This is a genomic window from Pantoea sp. X-Soil-TKNS-1211, from assembly GCF_059730495.1.
The window spans coordinates 1,756,729-1,777,668 of sequence record NZ_AP035953.1; the positions used below are offsets into that span (position 1 = coordinate 1,756,729).

20 protein-coding genes are annotated in these 20,940 nt (G+C 54.6%); 15 read left to right on the top strand and 5 right to left on the bottom strand.

Going from position 1 to position 20,940, the window contains the following annotated elements; translation table 11 throughout:
• The first annotated feature begins 5 nt into the window (after positions 1-5).
• The 7 genes from fabF (at position 6) to ptsG (ending at position 7,341) form a co-directional block, all read left to right on the top strand.
• Positions 6-1,247 (top strand): beta-ketoacyl-ACP synthase II, encoded by a 1,242-nt coding sequence (gene fabF, locus AC6I8W_RS08430; protein ID WP_497837762.1) that lies wholly within the window; start codon positions 6-8, stop codon positions 1,245-1,247.
• A gap of 120 nt (positions 1,248-1,367) precedes the next feature.
• Positions 1,368-2,183, top strand: a complete 816-nt coding sequence (pabC, locus tag AC6I8W_RS08435; protein WP_497837763.1) for an aminodeoxychorismate lyase — start codon at positions 1,368-1,370, stop codon at positions 2,181-2,183.
• Entirely contained in the window at positions 2,180-3,199 is a 1,020-nt protein-coding gene (gene mltG / locus AC6I8W_RS08440) for an endolytic transglycosylase MltG (protein ID WP_497837764.1), read from the top strand. Before pabC ends, mltG begins: the two co-directional genes overlap by 4 nt.
• Positions 3,189-3,824 carry a dTMP kinase gene (tmk, locus tag AC6I8W_RS08445; protein WP_497837765.1) on the top strand — a complete coding sequence of 212 codons (636 nt, stop codon included), beginning with the start codon at positions 3,189-3,191 and terminating at the stop codon, positions 3,822-3,824. The genes mltG and tmk overlap by 11 nt, the downstream gene beginning before the upstream one ends.
• Positions 3,821-4,810: a DNA polymerase III subunit delta' gene (gene holB, locus AC6I8W_RS08450; RefSeq protein ID WP_497837766.1), complete on the top strand. Its 990-nt coding sequence runs from the start codon at positions 3,821-3,823 to the stop codon at positions 4,808-4,810. Before tmk ends, holB begins: the two co-directional genes overlap by 4 nt.
• Before the next feature lie 18 nt (positions 4,811-4,828).
• Positions 4,829-5,620 (top strand): metal-dependent hydrolase, encoded by a 792-nt coding sequence (locus tag AC6I8W_RS08455; RefSeq protein ID WP_497837767.1) that lies wholly within the window; start codon positions 4,829-4,831, stop codon positions 5,618-5,620.
• Between the two features lie 287 nt (positions 5,621-5,907).
• Positions 5,908-7,341 (top strand): PTS glucose transporter subunit IIBC, encoded by a 1,434-nt coding sequence (gene ptsG, locus AC6I8W_RS08460; RefSeq protein ID WP_497837768.1) that lies wholly within the window; start codon positions 5,908-5,910, stop codon positions 7,339-7,341.
• 104 nt (positions 7,342-7,445) lie between these two features.
• On the opposite strand, the gene bglB is transcribed toward ptsG, so the two are convergent.
• Complete coding sequence (gene bglB / locus AC6I8W_RS08465) at positions 7,446-8,585, bottom strand: beta-galactosidase BglB (RefSeq protein WP_497837769.1); 1,140 nt, start codon at positions 8,583-8,585, stop codon at positions 7,446-7,448.
• A gap of 9 nt (positions 8,586-8,594) precedes the next feature.
• On the bottom strand, positions 8,595-10,187 hold the full coding sequence (locus AC6I8W_RS08470) for an MFS transporter (protein WP_497837770.1): 1,593 nt from the start codon (positions 10,185-10,187) through the stop codon (positions 8,595-8,597).
• Between the two features lie 351 nt (positions 10,188-10,538).
• Here AC6I8W_RS08470 and hinT point away from each other — a divergent pair, with 351 nt between their 5' ends.
• The 8 genes from hinT (at position 10,539) to AC6I8W_RS08510 (ending at position 16,670) form a co-directional block, all read left to right on the top strand.
• On the top strand, positions 10,539-10,889 hold the full coding sequence (gene hinT / locus AC6I8W_RS08475) for a purine nucleoside phosphoramidase (protein WP_480370330.1): 351 nt from the start codon (positions 10,539-10,541) through the stop codon (positions 10,887-10,889).
• A 19-nt stretch (positions 10,890-10,908) separates the two neighbouring features.
• The gene (locus AC6I8W_RS08480; RefSeq protein ID WP_497837771.1) at positions 10,909-11,274 is read left to right on the top strand and encodes a YcfL family putative periplasmic lipoprotein; all 366 of its coding nucleotides are present in this window, start codon (positions 10,909-10,911) and stop codon (positions 11,272-11,274) included.
• A 10-nt stretch (positions 11,275-11,284) separates the two neighbouring features.
• On the top strand, positions 11,285-11,881 hold the full coding sequence (gene lpoB / locus AC6I8W_RS08485; RefSeq protein WP_497837772.1) for a penicillin-binding protein activator LpoB: 597 nt from the start codon (positions 11,285-11,287) through the stop codon (positions 11,879-11,881).
• The gene (gene thiK / locus AC6I8W_RS08490; protein ID WP_497837773.1) at positions 11,868-12,683 is read left to right on the top strand and encodes a thiamine kinase; all 816 of its coding nucleotides are present in this window, start codon (positions 11,868-11,870) and stop codon (positions 12,681-12,683) included. Before lpoB ends, thiK begins: the two co-directional genes overlap by 14 nt.
• 17 nt (positions 12,684-12,700) lie before the next feature.
• Positions 12,701-13,744 (top strand): beta-N-acetylhexosaminidase, encoded by a 1,044-nt coding sequence (nagZ, locus tag AC6I8W_RS08495; protein ID WP_497838134.1) that lies wholly within the window; start codon positions 12,701-12,703, stop codon positions 13,742-13,744.
• Positions 13,745-13,783: 39 nt separating this feature from the next.
• Positions 13,784-14,326: an alpha/beta hydrolase YcfP gene (ycfP, locus tag AC6I8W_RS08500; protein ID WP_497837774.1), complete on the top strand. Its 543-nt coding sequence runs from the start codon at positions 13,784-13,786 to the stop codon at positions 14,324-14,326.
• Between the two features lie 212 nt (positions 14,327-14,538).
• A complete protein-coding gene (locus AC6I8W_RS08505) occupies positions 14,539-15,843 on the top strand; it encodes an NAD(P)/FAD-dependent oxidoreductase (RefSeq protein WP_497837775.1) in 1,305 nt (434 codons plus the stop codon).
• A gap of 284 nt (positions 15,844-16,127) precedes the next feature.
• Positions 16,128-16,670 (top strand): glycine zipper 2TM domain-containing protein, encoded by a 543-nt coding sequence (locus AC6I8W_RS08510; protein WP_480370347.1) that lies wholly within the window; start codon positions 16,128-16,130, stop codon positions 16,668-16,670.
• A 234-nt stretch (positions 16,671-16,904) separates the two neighbouring features.
• Here AC6I8W_RS08510 and AC6I8W_RS08515 read toward each other — a convergent pair whose 3' ends face one another.
• The 3 genes from AC6I8W_RS08515 to AC6I8W_RS08525 form a co-directional block, all read right to left on the bottom strand.
• Positions 16,905-17,120: a hypothetical protein gene (locus AC6I8W_RS08515; RefSeq protein WP_013508679.1), complete on the bottom strand. Its 216-nt coding sequence runs from the start codon at positions 17,118-17,120 to the stop codon at positions 16,905-16,907.
• A 258-nt stretch (positions 17,121-17,378) separates the two neighbouring features.
• A complete protein-coding gene (locus tag AC6I8W_RS08520) occupies positions 17,379-19,496 on the bottom strand; it encodes a peptidase domain-containing ABC transporter (RefSeq protein WP_497837776.1) in 2,118 nt (705 codons plus the stop codon).
• Positions 19,483-20,769, bottom strand: coding sequence for an HlyD family secretion protein (locus tag AC6I8W_RS08525; RefSeq protein WP_497837777.1), 1,287 nt, complete (start codon positions 20,767-20,769; stop codon positions 19,483-19,485). The genes AC6I8W_RS08520 and AC6I8W_RS08525 overlap by 14 nt, the downstream gene beginning before the upstream one ends.
• Positions 20,770-20,940: the final 171 nt, after the last annotated feature.

Below are 20,940 nucleotides of genomic sequence, written 5' to 3' on the forward strand. Positions count from 1 at the left end.
CGAACGTGTCTAAGCGTCGTGTAGTTGTGACCGGTCTTGGCATGTTGTCTCCTGTCGGCAATACCGTAGAGTCTACCTGGAGTGCTCTCCTTGCCGGTCAGAGCGGCATTACCCTGATCGACCATTTTGATACCAGTGCCTATGCAACACGTTTTGCAGGTTTGGTAAGAGATTTTAATTGTGATGACTTCATCTCGCGTAAAGATCAACGCAAGATGGATGATTTCATCCAATATGGCATCGTTGCTGGCATACAGGCTATGCAGGACTCCGGTCTGGTCGTAACTGATGAAAATGCTGGTCGTTTCGGTGCGGCAATTGGTTCCGGCATCGGCGGTTTGGGTTTGATTGAAGAAAACCACACCTCGCTGGTCAATGGCGGCCCCCGCAAAATCAGCCCGTTCTTTGTGCCTTCTACCATTGTAAATATGGTCGCGGGCCATCTTACGATTATGTACGGTTTGAAAGGTCCGAGCATCTCTATCGCTACGGCCTGTACTTCAGGTGTACATAACATTGGCCATGCGGCGCGCATCATTGCTTACAACGATGCGGATGTCATGCTGGCCGGTGGTGCAGAAAAAGCCAGTACGCCATTGGGCGTGGGTGGTTTTGGTGCGGCACGTGCGCTCTCCACTCGTAACGATAATCCGCAGGCAGCAAGCCGTCCGTGGGATAAAGATCGTGATGGTTTTGTGCTGGGTGACGGTGCAGGTATCGTGGTGCTGGAAGAGTACGAGCACGCGAAGAAACGTGGTGCGAAAATTTATGCGGAAGTTGTTGGCTTCGGCATGAGTAGCGATGCTTACCACATGACCTCGCCACCGGAAAATGGTGCAGGCGCGGCGCTGGCAATGGTCAACGCACTGCGTGATGCACAGTTGAATCCGGAGCAGATTGGTTACGTCAACGCCCATGGTACTTCGACGCCTGCCGGTGATAAAGCCGAAGCACAGGCGGTGAAATCGGTCTTTGGCGCAGCGGCCAGCTCTGTGATGGTCAGCTCAACCAAATCGATGACGGGCCACCTGCTGGGTGCTGCGGGGGCGGTAGAGTCTATCTACTCGATTCTGGCCTTACGCGATCGGGCGATCCCTCCGACCATCAACCTCGACAATCCTGATGAAGGTTGTGATCTGGATTTCGTGCCGCACACGGCGCGTCAGGTCAGCGACCTCGAATACACGCTGTGTAACTCCTTCGGCTTCGGTGGAACCAACGGTTCACTGATTTTCCGCAAGGTGTAAGCTGCACCGCACCAGACTGAGGCCCGCAATGCGGGCCTTTTTTATATTTTGTCACGCAGTCGCGTAGAATCTTACGGTCTTCAATGATATTCAAAGCAAGGTCAATTCACTGGGGTCGTTATGATGTGGATAAATGGTGCGGAACAGACGCAACTAGCGGCGCGCGATCGGGCGGTGCAGTTCGGTGATGGCTGTTTTACCACGGCGGCAGTACAACAGGGACAGATCCAGCTGTTAGCGGCACATCTGCAACGCCTGAAGTTGGGTTGTGAACGACTGTTGATGGCTGAGCCTGACTGGCAGCAGCTTGAAGCGGAAATGCGCTTTGCCGCCCAGAATCAACAACAGGCGGTGTTAAAAGTCATTTTGACCCCAGGCGCGGGGGGACGCGGCTATAGCCGCGCAGGATGTAGCACCCCAACACGTATTCTCTCACTTTCCCCCTGGCCACAGCATTATCAGACGTTGCACCAGCAGGGCGTACGCCTGGTCACCAGCCCAATCCGGCTGGCACGTAGCCCTTGGCTTGCAGGGATCAAACACCTCAACCGGCTGGAACAAGTGCTGATTCGCCACCATCTGGACCAGACCGACGGCGATGAGGCGCTGGTGCTTGACACTGAGGGGACGGTGGTGGAATGCTGTGCGGCCAATTTATTCTGGCGTGAGGGCGACACTGTCTTCACCCCGCGTCTTGAGCAGGCTGGCGTTGCCGGTATTATGCGGCGTTATCTGATGGCGCAGATGGCAGCCGCAGGTCAGGATTGTCAGTTGATTGATGGCAACAGAGAGAGGCTAATCGCCGCGGATGAAGTGGTGATATGCAATGCTCTGATGCCGGTTTTACCCGTGCGTAGCATTGACGACATTGCGTTTAGCGCACGTTCGCTGTACCAGCAACTGCTCGCCAGTTGCCAGAAAATGGAAGCATCATGACTCGAATGAAAAAAATTATCGCCGGCGCCGCGGTGATTATTGGCCTCGCTGCGGCCTTTAGCTATTGGCAGATAGAACGTTTCGCCGATACTCCTTTGACTTTGCACCAGGAAACCATTTTCACCCTGCCTGCGGGCACCGGACGGGTGGCGCTGGAAGCGCAACTGGAAAGTGAGCATGTCATTGCGCCGAGCCTGTGGTTTGGCCCCTTGCTGAAGCTGGAGCCAGAGCTTGCACGCTTTAAAGCCGGTACCTATCGCCTGGAAAGCAATATGACCGTCCGTCAATTGCTGGAATTGCTGGCGAGCGGTAAAGAAGCACAGTTCCCGGTGCGTTTCGTCGAAGGTTCGCGCCTCAAAGAGTGGCTGGCGCAACTGCGTGCCGCACCTTATCTGAAACACACCCTGAAAGATGACCAGTTCGCGACGGTGGCTGAGGCACTGAAACTTGATGCCAGTCAGTTGGAAGGGGGATTCTATCCTGATACCTATCTCTACACGGCCAACACCAGTGATGTCGCCTTGTTGGAGCGTGCTCATACACGCATGAACAAACTGGTGGATGAGATTTGGCAGGGGCGCATGGATAATCTGCCCTATAAAAAGGAACAGGATCTGGTGACGATGGCCTCTATCATCGAGAAAGAAACCGGTGTCAGTGAAGAGCGGGCGCGCGTCGCGTCGGTGTTCATCAACCGTCTGCGGATTGGTATGAAGTTGCAGACCGATCCTACGGTGATTTATGGCATGGGTGATAACTACAACGGCACGATTACGCGTAAAGATCTCGACACGCCAACCGATTACAATACCTATACCATCAGCGGTATGCCGCCAGGCCCGATTGCGATGCCGGGCCGGGCTTCGCTCGAAGCAGCGGCACACCCGGAAAAAACCAATTACCTCTATTTTGTTGCGGATGGTAAAGGTGGTCACACCTTCACCACCAATCTGGTCAGCCATAATAAAGCCGTGCAGGCATATCGGCTGGCAATGAAGGAAAAAAATGAAAAGTAAGTTTATCGTCATTGAAGGCCTTGAAGGGGCGGGCAAAACCACCGCGCGTGATGCGGTGGTCGAGGTGCTGCGCGAGCAGGGCATTGATGACCTGGTGTTTACCCGTGAGCCGGGCGGCACACCGCTAGCGGAGCAATTGCGCGTGCTGGTTAAGCAGGGCATTGATGGCGAGCAGGTGACGGACAAAGCCGAGTTGTTGATGTTGTATGCCGCGCGCGTGCAATTGGTGGAAAATGTAATCAAACCTGCGCTGGCGCGGGGCGCCTGGGTGATTGGCGATCGCCACGATCTCTCTTCTCAAGCCTATCAGGGCGGCGGGCGCGGTCTTGATAGCCAACTGATGACGACACTGCGTGATGCGGTGTTGGGGGCGTTTCGCCCGGATTGCACCCTGTATCTCGACGTCACACCGGAAATTGGTTTGCAGCGTGCGCGTGCGCGTGGCGAGCTGGACCGTATTGAGCAGGAATCACTGCGTTTCTTTGAGCGCACCCGTGAGCGTTATCTGGCACTGGCGGCCGAGGATCCCACCATTATCACCATCGATGCCACCCAGGCATTGCCGGAGGTGACAGCGTCAATCAAACAGGCGGTACGTAGCTGGCTGGTAGGTCTGACGGCATGAACTGGTATCCGTGGCTGAATCAACCCTATCGGCGCATCATTACCCGTCACCAGAGCGGTCAGGCGCACCATGCGCTGTTGATTCAGGCGATTGAGGGGATGGGCGATGATGCCCTGGTATGGGGTGTCAGCCGTTGGCTGATGTGCCAGCAACCGGAAGGGTTAAAGAGTTGTGGACACTGCCACGGTTGTCAATTGATGCAGGCGCAGACGCACCCGGATTGGTATCGACTCGAAGCCGAGAAGGGTAAATCTTCGCTGGGGATTGATGCGGTGCGCGACGTGACGGAAAAGTTATACCATTTTGGCCAGCAGGGTGGGGCCAAGGTGGTATGGCTGCCTGATGCGGCACAACTGACCGAAGCTGCCGCCAACGCCTTGCTGAAGACGCTGGAGGAGCCGCCAGCCAATACCTGGTTCTTACTCAGTACCCGCGAACCCTCACGCTTGCTCGCCACCTTGCGCAGCCGTTGTATGACCTGGCACCTGTCGCCACCTGATGAGATCCACAGCCTGCAATGGCTGCAAAAGCAGATTTCGCAACCGGAAGAGGCGCTGCGCGCGGCCCTGCGCCTGAGTAACGGCGCGCCCGCTGCTGCGCTGACGCTGCTGCAACCTGAACGCTGGCAGACCCGTCAGACGCTGTGTAACGCATTGGCGGGCGCGTTGCAGCAGGACATCTTGCAACTGCTGCCGTGCTTAAATAGCGATGACGTCGCTGACCGTCTGGGCTGGCTACTCTCGCTGTTAGTGGATGCGATGAAGGTCCAGCAAGGTGCGAGCCGTTGGTTGAGCAATGGCGATCGCCCTGATGTGGTGACGTTACTGGCGCAACAGCTGAACAGCAGCGCCCTGAATGCCAGCGTGCAACTGTGGATGCAGTGCCGCGAACAACTGCAACAGGTGACGGCGCTCAATCGTGAATTAATGTTGACCGATCGTCTGTTGAGTTGGAGCCGTCTGCTCACCCCGGCGACTTTCGGATAACGGTAAAAAGAGAGAAGTATGTTTATTGTTGATTCCCACTGCCATCTCGATGGTCTGGATTATGAAAAGCAGCATCGTGACCTGGATGATGTGATCGCTAAAGCGGCGGCACGCGATGTGAAGTTTATGCTGGCAATTGCTACCACTTTGCCGGATTACCATACCCTGAAGGCGTTAGTGGGTGAACGTGATAACATCGCGCTGGCTTGTGGTGTGCATCCGCTTAATCAGGAAACACCGTACGATGTTGAAGAGTTTCGCCGTCTGGCGGCTGAAGATCGCGTGATTGCGCTGGGCGAAACCGGCCTCGATTATTTCTATCAGCAGGAAACCAAAGCACAGCAGCAGGCATCCTTCCGTGAACATATCCGTACCGGGATTGCGCTAAATAAGCCGATTATCGTGCATACCCGTGACGCGCGCGAAGACACGCTGGCTATTCTGCGTGAGGAGCAGGTGGAGAAGTGCGGCGGCGTGTTGCATTGTTTCACTGAAGACCGGGAGACCGCTGAGAAACTGCTGGATATGGGCTTCTATATCTCGTTTTCCGGTATCCTGACTTTCCGCAACGCCGAGCAAATCCGCGATGCTGCACGTTATGTGCCGCTCGATCGTATGCTGGTAGAAACCGACTCGCCTTATCTGGCACCGGTGCCGCACCGTGGCAAAGAGAACCAGCCCGCGTTTACCCGTGATGTCGCCGATTATATGGCGGTACTGAAAGGTGTCGATATTGCAACGCTGGCCGCCGCCACTACCGAAAATTTCTCCCGCCTGTTTCATGTCCCGATGAGTCGTCTCGGCGGTTAAGACACTTTATTTCAAACTCTGTAATTAATCAGAAATTCATCAGACTGGCTGTGCCTGAAAGGGCACAGCCAGTCATTTATTGTCGGAAATAGCAGCAAGTCAGTCAGAATTACCTGAAAGCCAGACGACGGCATGAGTGAAACGTGATAGCCGTCAAAGTAAGAAAAATCTATTTATTTTACTCTTCGTAATAAATCAAAAGACGCTCAGCGTCATCCCGGTTGAGGGTCCTCCCCCTCGACCACGCGCACTGCGCGAAATGCACTCATACTCAGGAGCTTCACGCTATGTTCAAGAACGCATTTGCGAACCTGCAAAAGGTAGGTAAATCGCTGATGTTACCGGTGTCGGTGTTGCCGATTGCCGGTATTTTATTAGGTGTTGGTTCAGCCAACTTTAGCTGGTTGCCTGCGGTGGTATCGCATGTGATGGCCGAGGCGGGCGGTTCGGTGTTTGCCAACATGCCGCTGATTTTTGCCATTGGTGTGGCGCTCGGCTTTACCAACAACGACGGCGTTTCTGCGCTGGCGGCGGTGGTGGCGTACGGCATCATGGTGAAAACCATGGCGGTGGTGGCTCCGCTGGTGCTGCATCTGCCTGCGGCTGAAATCGAGGCGAAACATCTGGCCGATACCGGTGTACTGGGCGGGATTATCGCCGGTGCGATCGCGGCGTATATGTTTAATCGCTTCTACCGTATCAAGTTGCCGGAATATCTGGGCTTCTTTGCCGGTAAACGTTTTGTGCCAATCATTTCTGGTTTAGCAGCCATCGTACTGGGCGTGCTGTTGTCCTTTATCTGGCCGCCGGTCGGTTCAGCGATTCAGGACTTCTCGCAATGGGCGGCATATCAGAACCCGGTTGTGGCCTTCGGTATCTATGGCGTGGTTGAGCGTGCGCTGGTGCCGTTTGGTCTGCACCATATCTGGAACGTTCCTTTCCAGATGCAAATTGGTGAATTCACCAATGCGGCGGGCCAGGTGTTCCACGGTGACATTCCGCGTTATATGGCAGGTGACCCGACGGCGGGCAAACTGTCTGGCGGCTTCCTGTTCAAAATGTACGGTCTGCCTGCTGCTGCTATCGCGATCTGGCACTCAGCCAAACCGGAAAACCGTGCCAAAGTGGGCGGTATCATGATCTCCGCAGCGCTGACCTCGTTCCTGACCGGTATCACCGAGCCGATCGAGTTCTCCTTTATGTTCGTGGCACCGATCCTGTATGTCATCCACGCCATTCTGGCGGGTCTGGCATTCCCGATCTGTATCCTGCTCGGCATGCGCGATGGCACCAGCTTCTCACACGGTCTGATCGACTTTATCGTGCTGAGCGGCAACAGCAGCAAAATCTGGCTGTTCCCGATCGTTGGTATCATCTACGGTTTGATCTACTACACCGTGTTCCGTGTGCTGATCACTAAACTGAACCTGAAAACGCCGGGCCGTGAAGATACCGCAGTGGAGCAAAGCAGCGCGACCGCGAGCGAGATGGCAGGCAAACTGGTTACCGCATTCGGTGGTAAAGAGAACATCACCAACCTTGATGCCTGTATTACCCGTCTGCGCGTCAGCGTGGCTGATGTGGCTAAAGTTGACCAGACTGAACTGAAAAGCCTCGGCGCGCGTGGCGTGGTGGTGGCAGGTTCCGGTGTTCAGGCAATTTTCGGCACCAAGTCCGATAACCTGAAAACCGAAATGGATGATTATATCCGTAATATGTAATCAGAAAGGCAGAGCGACATCCCTGTCGCGGGATACTTTACTCCTCTGCCGCCACTTCCCGGCACATTGACCTCAGAGATGCCTTCATGCGAAGGCATCTTTCATTATAAGTACACCCGTAAATACTCCGTCAGACACAGCAGCGCCATCGCCTGACCATAAGGCATCGACGTCAGGGGCACCTGACGGTAGTAGTCCAGATCACTACCCATCGCCGTGCCGAACGACACCTGCTTCAGCTCGCCGTCCTCATCAATATTGGCTATCACGCCACGTAATGCTTTTTCCGCCATAGGTAGATAGTCGCGTGACAGATAACGTTTACGCACCGCTTTTAAAATGCCGTAGGCAAAACCGGCGGTCGCTGAGGCTTCAGGGTAGCTTTGCGGATCGTCCAACAGGGTATGCCACAGGCCACTGCTGTGCTGGCAGTCTGCCAGCGCTTTAACCTGGCTCTCCAGCACCTGTAACAGGAAACGCCGCGTGGCGTGCTGCTCGGGCCAGTTCATCAGCTCAAGGAAATCCGGGATGACGATAGTGACCCAACTGTTACCCCGCGCCCAACGTGCTTCGGCGAAGTTATGGCGACCGTCGAAATTCCAGCCGTGGAACCATAAACCGCTCTGGCGATCCATCAGATACTGGGTATGCAGAAGAAACTGAAAGCTGGATTCTTCAACAAATTCCGGTCGTTCCAGCAACTGACCTATCTTCGCCAACGCCATGACGCTCATCATCAGGGTATCGTCCCACAACTGCTGGGTGTTCTCGTTGTTGTAGACGATATGTTGTAACCCGCCGTTTTCGGTACGCGGCATCTCATACATCACCCATTCTGCCCAACGCTCCAGCACCGGTCGCCATGCCGGGTTGCGTGTCTCTTCATAGCGATACGCCAGCGTCAGAAACGGACAGACGGTATTGACGTTTTTAGTGGGTGTGCCTTCCGCCAGCCGGGTGCTGAACCAGTCATCAATGATCTGTAACGTGGGCTGGTCGCCCGTCTGCTGATAAAAATGCAGCATGCCGTACAACCCGATGCCGTGCGTCCACTCCCAACCGGCCCAGCCTTTGGTATCGATCACGCGGCCATCGTCAAGACGTAGCAAAAATTCGCCACCTTCGTCGGTGATGTTGACCAGATTCTGGGTCAGCTGATGGATCAACTGCACCAATTCCTTACGCGGCAGCAGATACTCGGGTTGGCGTAACAGGTCGCTATGTTTTACCGGAAAAACGGTCATGGTCTATTCCTATCGTTTTGCAGGGGTAGAGAGCGGGTGCAGCGCGCCGGGCTTATGTGCTAAGGGCGGAGCAGCAGGCTTGAGACGATTGAGGTAGCCAACGTTGTTATTACCCCATAAGTTTTCGTAGGGCATACCGGCCAGCGTTTCGACAATCTCGCGCGCTTCCGGGGTAATACGTTCTGGCACGGGTCGTCCGGCATCACGCATCTTCAGCGTTTCTGCGCGCAGCACGGTGTGGGTATGCAGATTGAGTTTAAAGCGCAATGACACCAGAAAGCCGCAGGTTAGCACGCAGACGGTGCCTATACTGAGGATCGCCAGGATGGTGTGACTTACCGCTGGCACCTGAGTCGTTTGGCCGGAAACAAATCCCGCCAGTTGCAACACGATGCCGACCAGCATCACCGCACCAGCCTGTGAGGCTTTGCGCGTCAGGGTCATAATGCCGGCAAAAATGCCTTCGCGGCGTTGGCCGGTGATCACTTCATCCACATCGGCGATATAGGTGTAAGTGTTCCATGGCACATAGTTAATGCCGCCGCGCCCCAGTCCGGCAAAGCCAGAGATCAGCACCAGCAGTGTCATGCTGTTATTCATGCCGGTGTACCACAAACCCGCATAGGAGAGGGCGCTCAGCCCGAACAGTACCACCACCAGACGATACGCCGGTGCTGGTCCCAGGCGAATACACAACGGAATCATCACCATCACTGCGATAAATTGCAGCACCGCCATGGTGCCCATCAGGCTGGAAGCAATCTGCGCGCTTTGCATCAATACAAACACCACGTACCAGGTGAAGACGGCGTTAAACACGTCCTGTGCGATATAGCCGCCAAGATACATGCCCAGATGCTGGCGGAAGATGCGAATACGCAGCGTCGAACCAAGTTCTGTGTAGAGGCGTCTCAGGCTTTGCCACAGCGTCAGCCCGGATTTCTCCTGCTCGGCACGCAGTGATTCCGCCGAGAAGTCATCCGGATGGCGCTCCCAGGTAAAGCGCCACACCAGCGTCAGGACCAGTGCGCAAATCACCGCGAATACCAGGCTGGCGTAGAAGAACGACAGCGGGTTTGCTTTGCCGAACCAGCCAATCAGGATGCCCGGTAGAAACGCCGCCAGAATCGCTGACAGCTGCGCCAGGGCGATACGTGCACCCGAGAAGCGGGTTTTCTGTTTAAAATCATCGGTCATCTCCGGCACCAGCGTTTCATAAGGCACCAGAATCATGGTGTAGACGATATCGAACAGCAGGTAGGTCAGCAGATACCACCAGAAACTCATGTCGGCGATCCACATCAGGCTATAGCTGAAGACGCAGGGGATACCGAGCAGGATAAAGAACTTACGGCGGCCAAAACGTTTACCCAGCCAGGTGGAGCCGAAGTTATCGGTCAGAAAGCCCATTAACGGGCTGACCAGCGCATCCAGCACGCGCGCGGCGGCGAAGATAAAGGTCGCTTCAATGGGGGTCAGCCCACAAAACGTGGTGTAGAAGTAAAGCAGCCAGGCGGCGGTCAGCGCCGTGGTGCCAGCACCGAGGAAATCCCCGGAACCATAAGCCAGATAGTGGCCCAGACCAATCTTACGTGAGCGCATTGCAGGTACTCCCTGAGACAAATGTGGTGTACATCCCTCATTCTTCCGGACAGCTGGCTCGGATTGGTTAAAAAGTAGAGCGGGAAGCCCGGCTAAACCTTCGCGATTTAGCAAGCTTCCCTGAGCAAGTGGCAAAATTACAAAGAAACGGTGGTGATAAATCTAATTTATAAAACAGCGTTTCATTTTTGTGGTGGGAAAAATGTCAGAATTGTGCAGCGGCGCGATTTATCGCGCGGAAAGTGGTGTAAACGCAGCCATTTAGTGTAAGAAAAGTGGTCCTGAGGTTGAAAGAAACAGAATTCCTCCCGCATACTGCCTGACTAAACTCCAGGTTTAAGGAAATGCATCATGGCTGAAGAGACCATTTTCAGTAAAATCATCCGTCGCGAAATCCCCGCTGACGTGGTTTATCAGGACGAACTGGTTACCGCCTTCCGCGATATCGCGCCCAAAGCACCCACGCATATTCTGATCATCCCTAACGTGCTGATTCCTACCGCCAATGATGTGCAGGCCGCACACGAGCAGGCGCTGGGCCGCATGATTACCGTGGCGGCAAAAATCGCCCGTGATGAAGGGATCGCCGAAGATGGCTACCGTCTGATCATGAACTGCAACCGTCATGGCGGCCAGGAGGTTTACCACATTCATATGCATCTGGTCGGCGGTAAACCGCTTGGGCCAATGTTGATTGACTAAACCTCAGGCAGGTCTTGCTATGCGTCAATGGCTGAGCGGCCTGTTATTGCTGACCCTGGCGGGTTGCAGCAGTGACAAGCCGATGATCAATACTTCGCAGTCGCTGGTGATGGAGTCATCGGTGTTGTCGGCCGGTATCATCACCGATGAGCCAAAGCTGGCGGGCAATGATGGGCAACTGCGTGCCTCCAGTGTGCTTTATAATCAACGCGAAACGCCGGTTACCGTGCACTATCGTTATTACTGGTACGACGATAAGGGGCTGGAAATCACGCCGCGTGAACCGGCGCAAACGCTGACGGTTCCCGCGCATGGCAGCATTGAAGCTGCTTCGCAAATCGGCAATCTGACCGCCAGCAAGGTGCGTCTCTATCTTTATCTCTGAGGAGTAATCCGTGATTCGCAGTTTACAACGTTCCGGCGCGCTGTTATTTGCGCTGATGCTGACCGGCTGTGTGATTAAACAGCAAACTCCGGCTCCGGTAGAACCGACCCAGCCGACCACCCCTACTCAGCCTGTTCCGCCACCGACCCAGCCGCAACAGCCGCCGGAGACGGTGCCACAGCCGCCGAAGTTGAAAACCATCAACTGGAGTGCCAGCGTACAACCGCTGGTGGCCAACATGGTGCAGTCAGCCGGGGTCAATCCGGGCAGCGTGCTGATGGTGGATCGCATCAAAAACAGCACCAATGGATCGTTGCAGAGCGACAAAGCCACCGATGCTATCCAGAATGCGTTGGCTAACAATGGCAAGTTTACGTTGGTCACGCCGGAGCAATTGGCGCAGGCGAAGCAGGCATTGGGTTTATCGGCTGACGACAGTCTTAACTCGCGCAGCAAAGCGATTGGTCTGGCACGTAACGTCAACGCCCAATATGTGTTGTATAGCAATGCGGCGGGGGATGTGAAATCGCCGACGTTACAAATGCAGCTGATGTTGGTGCAGACCGGCGAAATCATCTGGTCAGGTAACGGTGTTGCTCAGCCCTGATATTCAGCTGAATTATCTGATTGAACAACAATGGCCGACGGCGCAAGCTGGCGGTCATTTTTTCACGTTGCCGGGGCTAAGCGGGCAGAGTGTACGTATCAGCGGTGAGCAAGGCGTATTGCTGGCGCGACGCTCACCCTTGTCGCCGATCCCGTTTGTCGATCGTCAGCGCGAATTTCGGTTGTTGAACAAAATGCGGACTTCGCAACTGGCCCCGCGGGCATTGGGCTGGCGTGATCCCTGGCTGCTGGTGGAGTGGTTGTCCGGTGAAACCCTGTCGCCAGCTGCCTTTAGCGCCCGGCGTGAGGCGGTGATTTGTTTGCTGTACCGTTTGCATCAACAACCGTTGACTGGCTATCGGCTGTCACTTGCACCGTTGTTACAGCGTTACTGGCAGCTGTGTCAGCAGAAAAACTGGCGCTGGCAGCGACGACTGCGGCAACTGATGGACCGGGGAGAACCACGCCCGCTGCGCCTGGCACCGATCCATATGGATGTGCACCCGGGGAATCTGCTTGTTACCGCTAACGGCTTGCGGCTGATTGACTGGGAATACGCTGCCGACGGCGATGTTGCCCTGGAACTGGCCGCGGTTGGTGCGAACGATCCGCAACAGGCTGATGGATGGATTGCCGCTTACGCCGAGGTCGCACAACTGGCCCCTGACGTGTTACATCAACACATGCAGCGCTGGCAGCCTTGGTTACAACTGCTCATGGCCAGCTGGTATCAACTTCGCGCCGAGCAAAGCCAGGATGACACACTGGAACAACTGGCGCGTGCCAGCTGGCAAGACCTATGATTTTACAGGATTATATGATGACCATGAATAACCCCGGACCACTGATGCTCGACGTCGAAAGCTATGAGCTTGATGCCGAGGAGCGGGAAATTTTGCAACATCCGCTGGTGGGTGGGCTGATTCTGTTTGCCCGCAATTACCATGACCCGGACCAACTGGCCGAGCTGGTGCGGCAGATCCGGGCGGCATCACATAGCCGTCTGGTGATCGCAGTCGATCAGGAAGGCGGACGCGTGCAGCGTTTCCGCGAGGGTTTTACCACGCTACCGGCGATGCAGTCGTTCGCTGCGCTGCACGATCTGCCCACTGCCGGTGAACTGGCGCAGCAGGCAGGCTGGCAAATGGCAGCAGAGATGATTGCGCTGGATATCGACATCAGCTTCGCCCCGGTGCTGGATATCGGCCATATCAGTGCCGCGATTGGCGATCGTTCGTTCCACACCGATCCGCAAATCGCCCTGCAAGTGGCACGTCGCTTTATCGCCGGGATGCATGAAGCGGGTATGAAAACTACCGGCAAACATTTTCCCGGACATGGCGCGGTGAGTGCCGATTCTCATAAAGAGACGCCACGCGATCCGCGTGATGCCACCACTCTGCGCCAGCATGACATGGCCATCTTCCAGCAACTGATTGACGAGCGTGCGTTAGATGCGGTTATGCCCGCCCACGTTATCTATACTGAGGTGGACCCGTTGCCTGCCAGCGGTTCGCCCTACTGGCTGAAAACCGTGTTACGTGAAGAACTGGGCTTTGACGGCGTGATTTTCTCCGATGATTTATCGATGGAAGGGGCTGCGGTGATGGGCAGCTATGCCGAACGCGCGCAACAGTCGCTGAATGCCGGATGTGACATGATTCTGGTGTGTAACCATCGTCAGGGTGCCATCAGCGTGCTGGATAATTTGATCCCGATCGGGGCGACGCGGGTGTCGCAGTTATACCATCAGGGACGATTCACGCGAGACACGCTACAGGCAAGTACACGCTGGCAGCAGAATCAGCGCCAGCTCAGTGAGCTGCAACACCGCTGGCTGGCACACAAAGCGTCGGGCAGATAACGGCCGCTGCCCGGAACGTTCACCACGCTGAGGATAATCATGATCATCTATTTGCACGGTTTCGATTCCAACAGTCCGGGCAACCATGAAAAAGTGCTGCAATTGCAGTTTATTGACCCGGACGTCAGGCTGATCAGTTACAGCACCCGCCACCCAAAACACGATATGCAGTTTCTGCTTAAAGAGTGTGACAAGTTGCTGCATCAGGCAGCCGATGTCCGGCCGCTAATTTGCGGCGTTGGGTTGGGGGGATATTGGGCTGAGCGTATCGGCTTTCTGTGTGGCATCCGTCAGGTGATCTTTAATCCTAACCTGTTCCCGGAAGAGAATATGGAAGGCAAGATCGACCGCCCGGAGGAGTACGCGGATATCGCCACCAAATGCGTCAGTAACTTTCGCGAGAAAAACCGCGATCATTGCCTGGCCATTTTGTCACGCCATGATGAAGCGCTGGATAATCAACGCAGTGCCGCGCAGTTGCATCACTTCTATGAAATTGTCTGGGACGAAGCTGCCAGTCATAAATTCAGCAACATCGCGCCGCATCTTCAACGCATAAAAGCCTTCAAAACATTGGGTTAATCCTGCCTGCGCCGCGTCATGCGGCGCAATGTTTGTGTAACATTCCGATAATGCCGGTGAAAGATTGATGTACATCAATTTTGTTGTGATATCCCGATCCCACCATGATATTCTGCCCTCAGCTCGCGATTTAACTTCGCCAACCCTATGTTTATTAAGGTTTTTAGTAACCATTAATTAACTTTTGGTTTACAACTTTGAGGGGGTCTTTGTTGACTACATCTATGAAAAAAATTGTGATTGTCGGCGGTGGTGCCGGCGGCTTAGAGCTGGCCACCCAGCTCGGGCATAAGCTGGGCCGGAAAAAGCAAGCTGAGGTGATTTTGGTTGATCGTAACCACAGCCACTTATGGAAACCGCTGCTGCATGAAGTGGCAACCGGTTCGCTGGATGAAGGTATTGATGCGCTGAGCTACCTGGCCCACGCGCGTAATCACGGTTTCCAGTTCCAACTGGGTTCCCTGACACAGATCAACCGTGAAAACAAAACCATTGAGCTGGCTGAGATTCTCGATGCTGAGGGTGAAGTGCTGGTGCCGCAGCGTGAGCTGGCGTATGACACGCTGGTGATGGCGCTGGGCAGCACCTCGAATGATTTCGGTACGCCGGGTGTGAAAGATCACTGCATTTTCCTCGACAACCCGCATCAGGCACGTCGTTTCCACAACGAAATGCTTAACCTGTTCCTGAAGTTCTCGGCCAGTGAAGGTCGCCTGGATAAAGTTAACATCGCCATAGTCGGCGCGGGCGCGACTGGCGTTGAGCTGTCGGCTGAGTTGCACAATGCGGTGAAGCAGCTGCACAGCTATGGCTACAAAGGTCTGGATAGCTCCGCGCTGAATGTCACGCTGGTGGAAGCCGGAGAACGCATTTTGCCTGCGCTGCCGCCGCGTATCTCCGCCGCTGCGCATCAGGAGCTGACCAAACTCGGCGTGCGTGTATTGACGCAAACCATGGTCACCAGTGCCGCAGCCAATGGCCTGAACACCAAAGGCGGCGAGTTTATCGAAGCCGATCTGATGGTGTGGGCGGCGGGCATCAAAGCACCCGATTTTATGAAAGAGATCGGTGGGCTGGAAACTAACCGCATCAATCAGCTGGTAGTGAAGGACACCTTACAAACCACTCTCGATGACGACATTTACGCGATCGGTGACTGCGCTTCCTGTGCGCTGCCGTCGGGTGGCTTCGTACCACCGCGTGCGCAGTCAGCGCATCAGATGGCCTCACGTGCGCTGGAAAACATCCTCGCGCAAAGCAAAGGCAAGCCACTGAAAGCCTATGTCTACAAAGATCACGGTTCGCTGGTGTCGCTGTCGCGCTTCAGTACCGTCGGCAGCCTGATGGGCAATCTGATGCGTGGCTCCATGATGGTCGAGGGGCGTATTGCGCGTTTCGTCTACATCTCCCTGTATCGTATGCACCAAATCGCACTGCATGGTTACTTCAAAACGGGCCTGATGATGCTGGTCGGTAGCCTGAACCGCGTGCTGCGTCCGCGCCTCAAGCTGCACTAAGCCATTCCGGGCGGTTTCGGCCGCCCAATTCTGCTAACTAATTGAAAACACTCAGACCGACTAACAGCGTCGTCTGGCGTTTTTCTGAACTAAGAACTCTCCGAAAAGCTGGCCCTGACGGCCTGGCGCTGCGTTTCCTCCATTAATCTGATGTTGCAAAATCGGGCCATCTGTAAAACTTATCTCACAGACACGGCGCGTCGCGCACGCCGGTTATGTCCCGGCTGCACAGGATGCTGTGAGCTTCAGGATTGCGCGGTAACAACTTTCAGGAGGACATTCCTGTGAACAAATCAATGTTAGCGGGTATCGGTATTGGCGTAGCGGCCGCATTAGGGGTTGCTGCAGTTGCCAGCATGGATGTCTTTAACGGTGGCCCGCAATATGCTCAGGTTCTCTCTGCGACACCGATCAAGGAGAGCATCAAGCAACCGCGACAGGAGTGTCGCAATGTAACGTTAACTCATCGCCGTCCGGTACAAGATGAGAACCGTTTGACCGGTTCTGTATTAGGTGCGGTGGCCGGTGGCGTGTTGGGTCATCAGTTTGGTGGCGGACGCGGCAAGAGTGTAGCGACTGTCGCTGGCGCGCTGGCGGGAGGTTACGCCGGTAACCAGGTGCAGGCAGGTATGCAGGACCGCGATACCTACACCACCTCGGAACAACGTTGTAAAACGGTGTATGACAAACAGGAAAAAATGCTGGGTTATGACGTGACCTACAAAATAGGCGACCAGCAGGGCAAAATCCGTATGGAAAAAGATCCTGGCACCCGCATTCCGCTCGACCGTAATGGTCAGTTGATCCTGAATTCGAATCAGGCCTGATTGGGCAAAGACACACCACAGCAGGGGGTGATCCCAAGAGGTTGCCCCCGAATCATCCGTAGCTGCGCGATTTATTGCGCTGTTTTTTCGCAACCAGAAATGTGCGATAAATCGCGACGCTACAAATTAATGTAATATTGTCTGATAGATTGCTTAGGGTTATTTATTCAGGTTGGATTTGATAATTATCCGCCTCATCCCTGAGGCGACACAGGTAAATGAATGTAGAAAAAATCAAACACCTGAGTTGTTGGTCAGGCCACTTAATGCTGAGCCAAGACCTGTCACCACACCACCAACGGTCGATAGCACTGAACCGAGTAAGCCGGTGACGGTAGAGGTAAGATTACCCACAACACCGCTTACATCTGCTACGCCGGGCAGCGAAAGTGCACCGCCGCTTACCTGTGAAATTTCTTGTTCAGACAGTTCACGCATTGATTCATTCATAGTCGGACTCCAGATTTTCAAAAAGGTTGACTGGAAGATAACGATATTTGAATCGGGTTTTATTTTTCGAAAACCCTTATTCAGGATAGTCGGTGTTTGGTGAATGAAAAGATAAATTCTAAAAATAATTGGCCCTAAAAATTAATAGTTATTTTTATTGGCGAAAATAAGTCTCCGCTAAGAAATCGGATGCTGTTATATAACTGTCGATACGGAAAGGAATAATTCCGTAATAAGCTCAGTTCTGTCCTAAATGCTTCATGACCATTCAGCCATATCAATCACCCTGTCTGCCGAGGCGATAGTGGAAGGGCGATGAGCGATCATCACACGGGTAATATTCAGCCCGCGAATGGCGGCATTGATCCGGCTTTCATTCTCCACATCAAGGTGGCTGGTGGCCTCATCCAGAAACAACACCTGGGGACGACGATACAGTGCCCTGGCAATCAGCAGTCGCTGCTTTTGCCCCCCGGACAGACTGCCACCCAGCTCGCTGATCAGCGTTTGATATCCCATCGGCATCGCCAGAATATCGTCGTGGATTTGGCTGAGCCTGGCACACTCCTGAATCCATGCGTCGTCGGGTTGTCCATCGAAGCAGCAGATGTTTTCCGCCACCGATCCTGCCAGCAGCGTATCCTCCTGGAGCACACAGGCGATACTGGCCTGCCAGTTGGCGATGCCACCGGCACGAATGTCGATACCATTGACATACACTTCTCCGGCCGTGGGTTTCAGTAACCCGGCCATAATTTTTATCAGCGTGGTTTTGCCTCGGCCGGAAGGGCCGGTGATCGCCACGCACTCCCTGGCTTTAATGTCCAGATCGAGCGCATTGAACAGCAGGGGACTGAACGGATCGTGGCGAAAGGTCAGCCCTTTAACCGCTAACGCCGCCGGTTCCCCGTGGTGCAATAATGGATGAACCGTTTCGCCAGGCGTGGTTTCAGGTTCTGTGAGGATGATATCGGCCACGCGCTCCTTGTGCAGAGACAGCATGCGTAACTGGAGCACATTATCCAGCAGTGCGGCGGTACGCTCGGCAAACTGCCCGCGATAGGTGCTGAAGGCGACAAACATCCCCAGCGTCATCTGCCCGGCGATAACCGCGTTGGCTCCCAACCACAGCAGGGTGATTTGTTGCAGCGCGGCAATCAGGGTATTGCCACCGGTGAACAGCATTTCAAAACGCGTCTTGCGGATGGTGGTATTGGCGCTTTCAACATTCAGGGTTAACCAGTGCTGCGCCCGCAACGCCGGTAATCCCAACGCTTTGATGGTGTGGATGCCATACAGGGTCTCCATAAAATGGGAACCGGAACGGGCATTCCTGACAATTTGTTCTTCTGAAGTCTGTCGCCACGCCTGATAGGTCCCCAGCCTGAACAGCACCCACAGCAGGGTAAACGCCAGCACTACCCACAATAAGCTGCCGCCATACAACAGCATCATAATCACCAGCCCGATTGTCATGATGCTGTCCATGATGCCGCTGACCACATTGCTGGTCAGGGTGGTTTGCAGTGTCTCCAGCGAAGTAAAACGCGACTGAATATCACCAAGTTTACGCTTTTCGAACCACTCTGTCGGTAATGCCAGCAGGTGGTCAAACAGTCGGGCTTTACCTTGTACCGTTATCAGGGTGCTCATCACCAGTGATGTCCAGCCTCTGAGCATACTGGCACCGGTGCGAAACAGCACAAAAAACACCAGTCCCAGGCAAATCAGCGTCAGCAGTCCGACATCGCTGGCGGGGATAGCATGGTCCAGTACCATCTGCATGCCAACGGGTAGCAGCAGGCTGACGGATTCAATCAGTATCGAGTAACAAAACAACCTGGTGAGCGTACGCCCCAGCCCCGCAATCCGTCCCGTCAGTGACCAGAGCGGGATACGTGGGCGGGGAGGGGGATTTTTCGGCATCTCGCCCGATGGCCATAATTCCAGCGCAACGCCGGTAAAATGCAGGGAAACCTCCTGCATCCCCAGCACACGATGCCCCGCAGCCGGATCATGAATGACGACGCGATTGCGCTTCACCGCCACCAGCACCACAAAATGGTTGAGATCCCAGTGCAGGATGCAGGGAAGCTTCAGCGCCCGCAGATTATCCATCTCCAGTCGCAGTGCCCGCGATTTTAGACCGGCCACTGCGGCGGTATCGATCACGGTGCGCAGGGTGGCGCCACGCGACGAGATGCCGGATTGCTGGCGCAAAAATCGCAGGTCTGCCGGTAACTGATACCAACTGGCAATCATCGCCAGGCTGACCAGCCCGCATTCAGCCGCTTCGGTTTGCAACAACACCGGCATCCGCCGCCGCAGGCGGATATGCAGGCGGGAGAAGAGTTCTTTCATTTCACCGTTGGTCACTGACTGGCCCCGTGATGCTGTTTTTCAGGAAATAGTAAGGGGAGAGCATCCACTGCCAGAGCGGGCGCTTTTCAAGAAACACCGTGGCTTGCAGCTGCATTCCGCTGGCGAGTGGCAGATTTTTTCCCTGCCAGCGTAAGCCCTGAGGATTCAGCGCTACATTGGCTTTAAACCAGGCTCCGGCGATCTGTCCGTCAGGTAAACGTGGGGCGCTGCCATAGTTGTTAAGTTCCCGCAGCGGCACCGGTGCCGCGGAAATTGACAGCACCTTGCCCGGAAACTGACCATATTTCTCTGCCGGATAGGCGGCATAGCTGATGTTGATCACGTCACCGGGTTTGACGTAAGGCACGCTGTCGTTCGGTAACCAGATCACCAGGCTGGGGATATCATCTCCGGCAGGCACCAGCTGTGCCAGGCTATCGCCGTCGCTGACCATTTCTCCTGCGGTAACGCTCAAAGACGAAATGCGCCCGGCAGAAGGGGCAGAGATCAGGCGTTCACTGCCCGCATCTGCTTCCGCAAGCTGCCGTTCAATATCGGCCTGACGGATGTTGTATTGCGCCAGTTGGCCGTCAAAGTCGGCGGCACGGGTAACCTGCTGGCTGAGCAGCTCAGCAATCTGCATATCCTGCTGCACGCGCTGTGAGTTCAGGCTGTGCCATACGCTAAGTTGTTGATAAAAAAGATAGCGTTGATTATTTTGTTGATCGGTGGTGATCAGCCCCTTACGTATGAAACGGCTATAGTCGTTCATACTGCTGCGCATCACATTCAACCCTTCCGTGGCAGAATCCACCATCTGTTGGGTTTTTTCGCGGGCGCTGCGTAACTGGTCAAGCTGCTGCTGAATACTGGTGAGGGTGGCGCGGCGGTTTTGCTCCAGCTGATGCAACATTTCTCCCATTTGCTGCCGCTGTTTTTTCAGCAGCGCGCGCGTGGTGGCACTGAGATTACCGGAGGCCGAAACACGGCTGATATCCAGCGCATACAGCGGCGTACCGGCGCTGACCTGTTGACCAGGAGAAACCAATAAACGAGAAATTACCCCCTGCTCGGGAGCAAACAGATTGATGGTGTGGGGCCAGGTGATGACTTCACCATTGACACTGGTCCGGCGTGTGTAGCTGCCCTGCCACAAAAAAAGCAACAGCGCGGCGAGAAACAGTAAGGTGATGCACAGCGTTATCCATACTGGCCAGCCTGCGATGAGCAAAATCGGTCCGGCGTAACGTGACTGCAAATGTTCACTAACTTCCTTGCGAAACAGCATAAACACACCAGCGCGAAATATGGACTGATGAGAAAGATAGTCAGTAACCTTGGGCTTATCCAGTATCAGTATTGATATTTTTAAGCGATGGGATTAAAGGTGGGTTTGTTTAATTTTTTGATATATAAAGACAATCAATTTATGCTGTTTTCAATGGGATAATTAAATCAT

Bases quoted from the DNA above. Each gene is read 5' to 3' on its own strand.
- mltG (WP_497837764.1), top strand. From the start codon at position 2,180: ATGACTCGAATGAAAAAAATTATCGCCGGCGCCGCGGTGATTATTGGC.
- pabC (WP_497837763.1), top strand. From the start codon at position 1,368: ATGATGTGGATAAATGGTGCGGAACAGACGCAACTAGCGGCGCGCGAT.
- ptsG (WP_497837768.1), top strand. From the start codon at position 5,908: ATGTTCAAGAACGCATTTGCGAACCTGCAAAAGGTAGGTAAATCGCTG.
- AC6I8W_RS08480 (WP_497837771.1), top strand. From the start codon at position 10,909: ATGCGTCAATGGCTGAGCGGCCTGTTATTGCTGACCCTGGCGGGTTGC.
- AC6I8W_RS08525 (WP_497837777.1), bottom strand. From the start codon at position 20,769: ATGCTGTTTCGCAAGGAAGTTAGTGAACATTTGCAGTCACGTTACGCC.
- holB (WP_497837766.1), top strand. From the start codon at position 3,821: ATGAACTGGTATCCGTGGCTGAATCAACCCTATCGGCGCATCATTACC.
- nagZ (WP_497838134.1), top strand. From the start codon at position 12,701: ATGACCATGAATAACCCCGGACCACTGATGCTCGACGTCGAAAGCTAT.
- ycfP (WP_497837774.1), top strand. From the start codon at position 13,784: ATGATCATCTATTTGCACGGTTTCGATTCCAACAGTCCGGGCAACCAT.
- AC6I8W_RS08470 (WP_497837770.1), bottom strand. From the start codon at position 10,187: ATGCGCTCACGTAAGATTGGTCTGGGCCACTATCTGGCTTATGGTTCC.
- tmk (WP_497837765.1), top strand. From the start codon at position 3,189: ATGAAAAGTAAGTTTATCGTCATTGAAGGCCTTGAAGGGGCGGGCAAA.
- AC6I8W_RS08455 (WP_497837767.1), top strand. From the start codon at position 4,829: ATGTTTATTGTTGATTCCCACTGCCATCTCGATGGTCTGGATTATGAA.
- bglB (WP_497837769.1), bottom strand. From the start codon at position 8,585: ATGACCGTTTTTCCGGTAAAACATAGCGACCTGTTACGCCAACCCGAG.
- hinT (WP_480370330.1), top strand. From the start codon at position 10,539: ATGGCTGAAGAGACCATTTTCAGTAAAATCATCCGTCGCGAAATCCCC.
- AC6I8W_RS08515 (WP_013508679.1), bottom strand. From the start codon at position 17,120: ATGAATGAATCAATGCGTGAACTGTCTGAACAAGAAATTTCACAGGTA.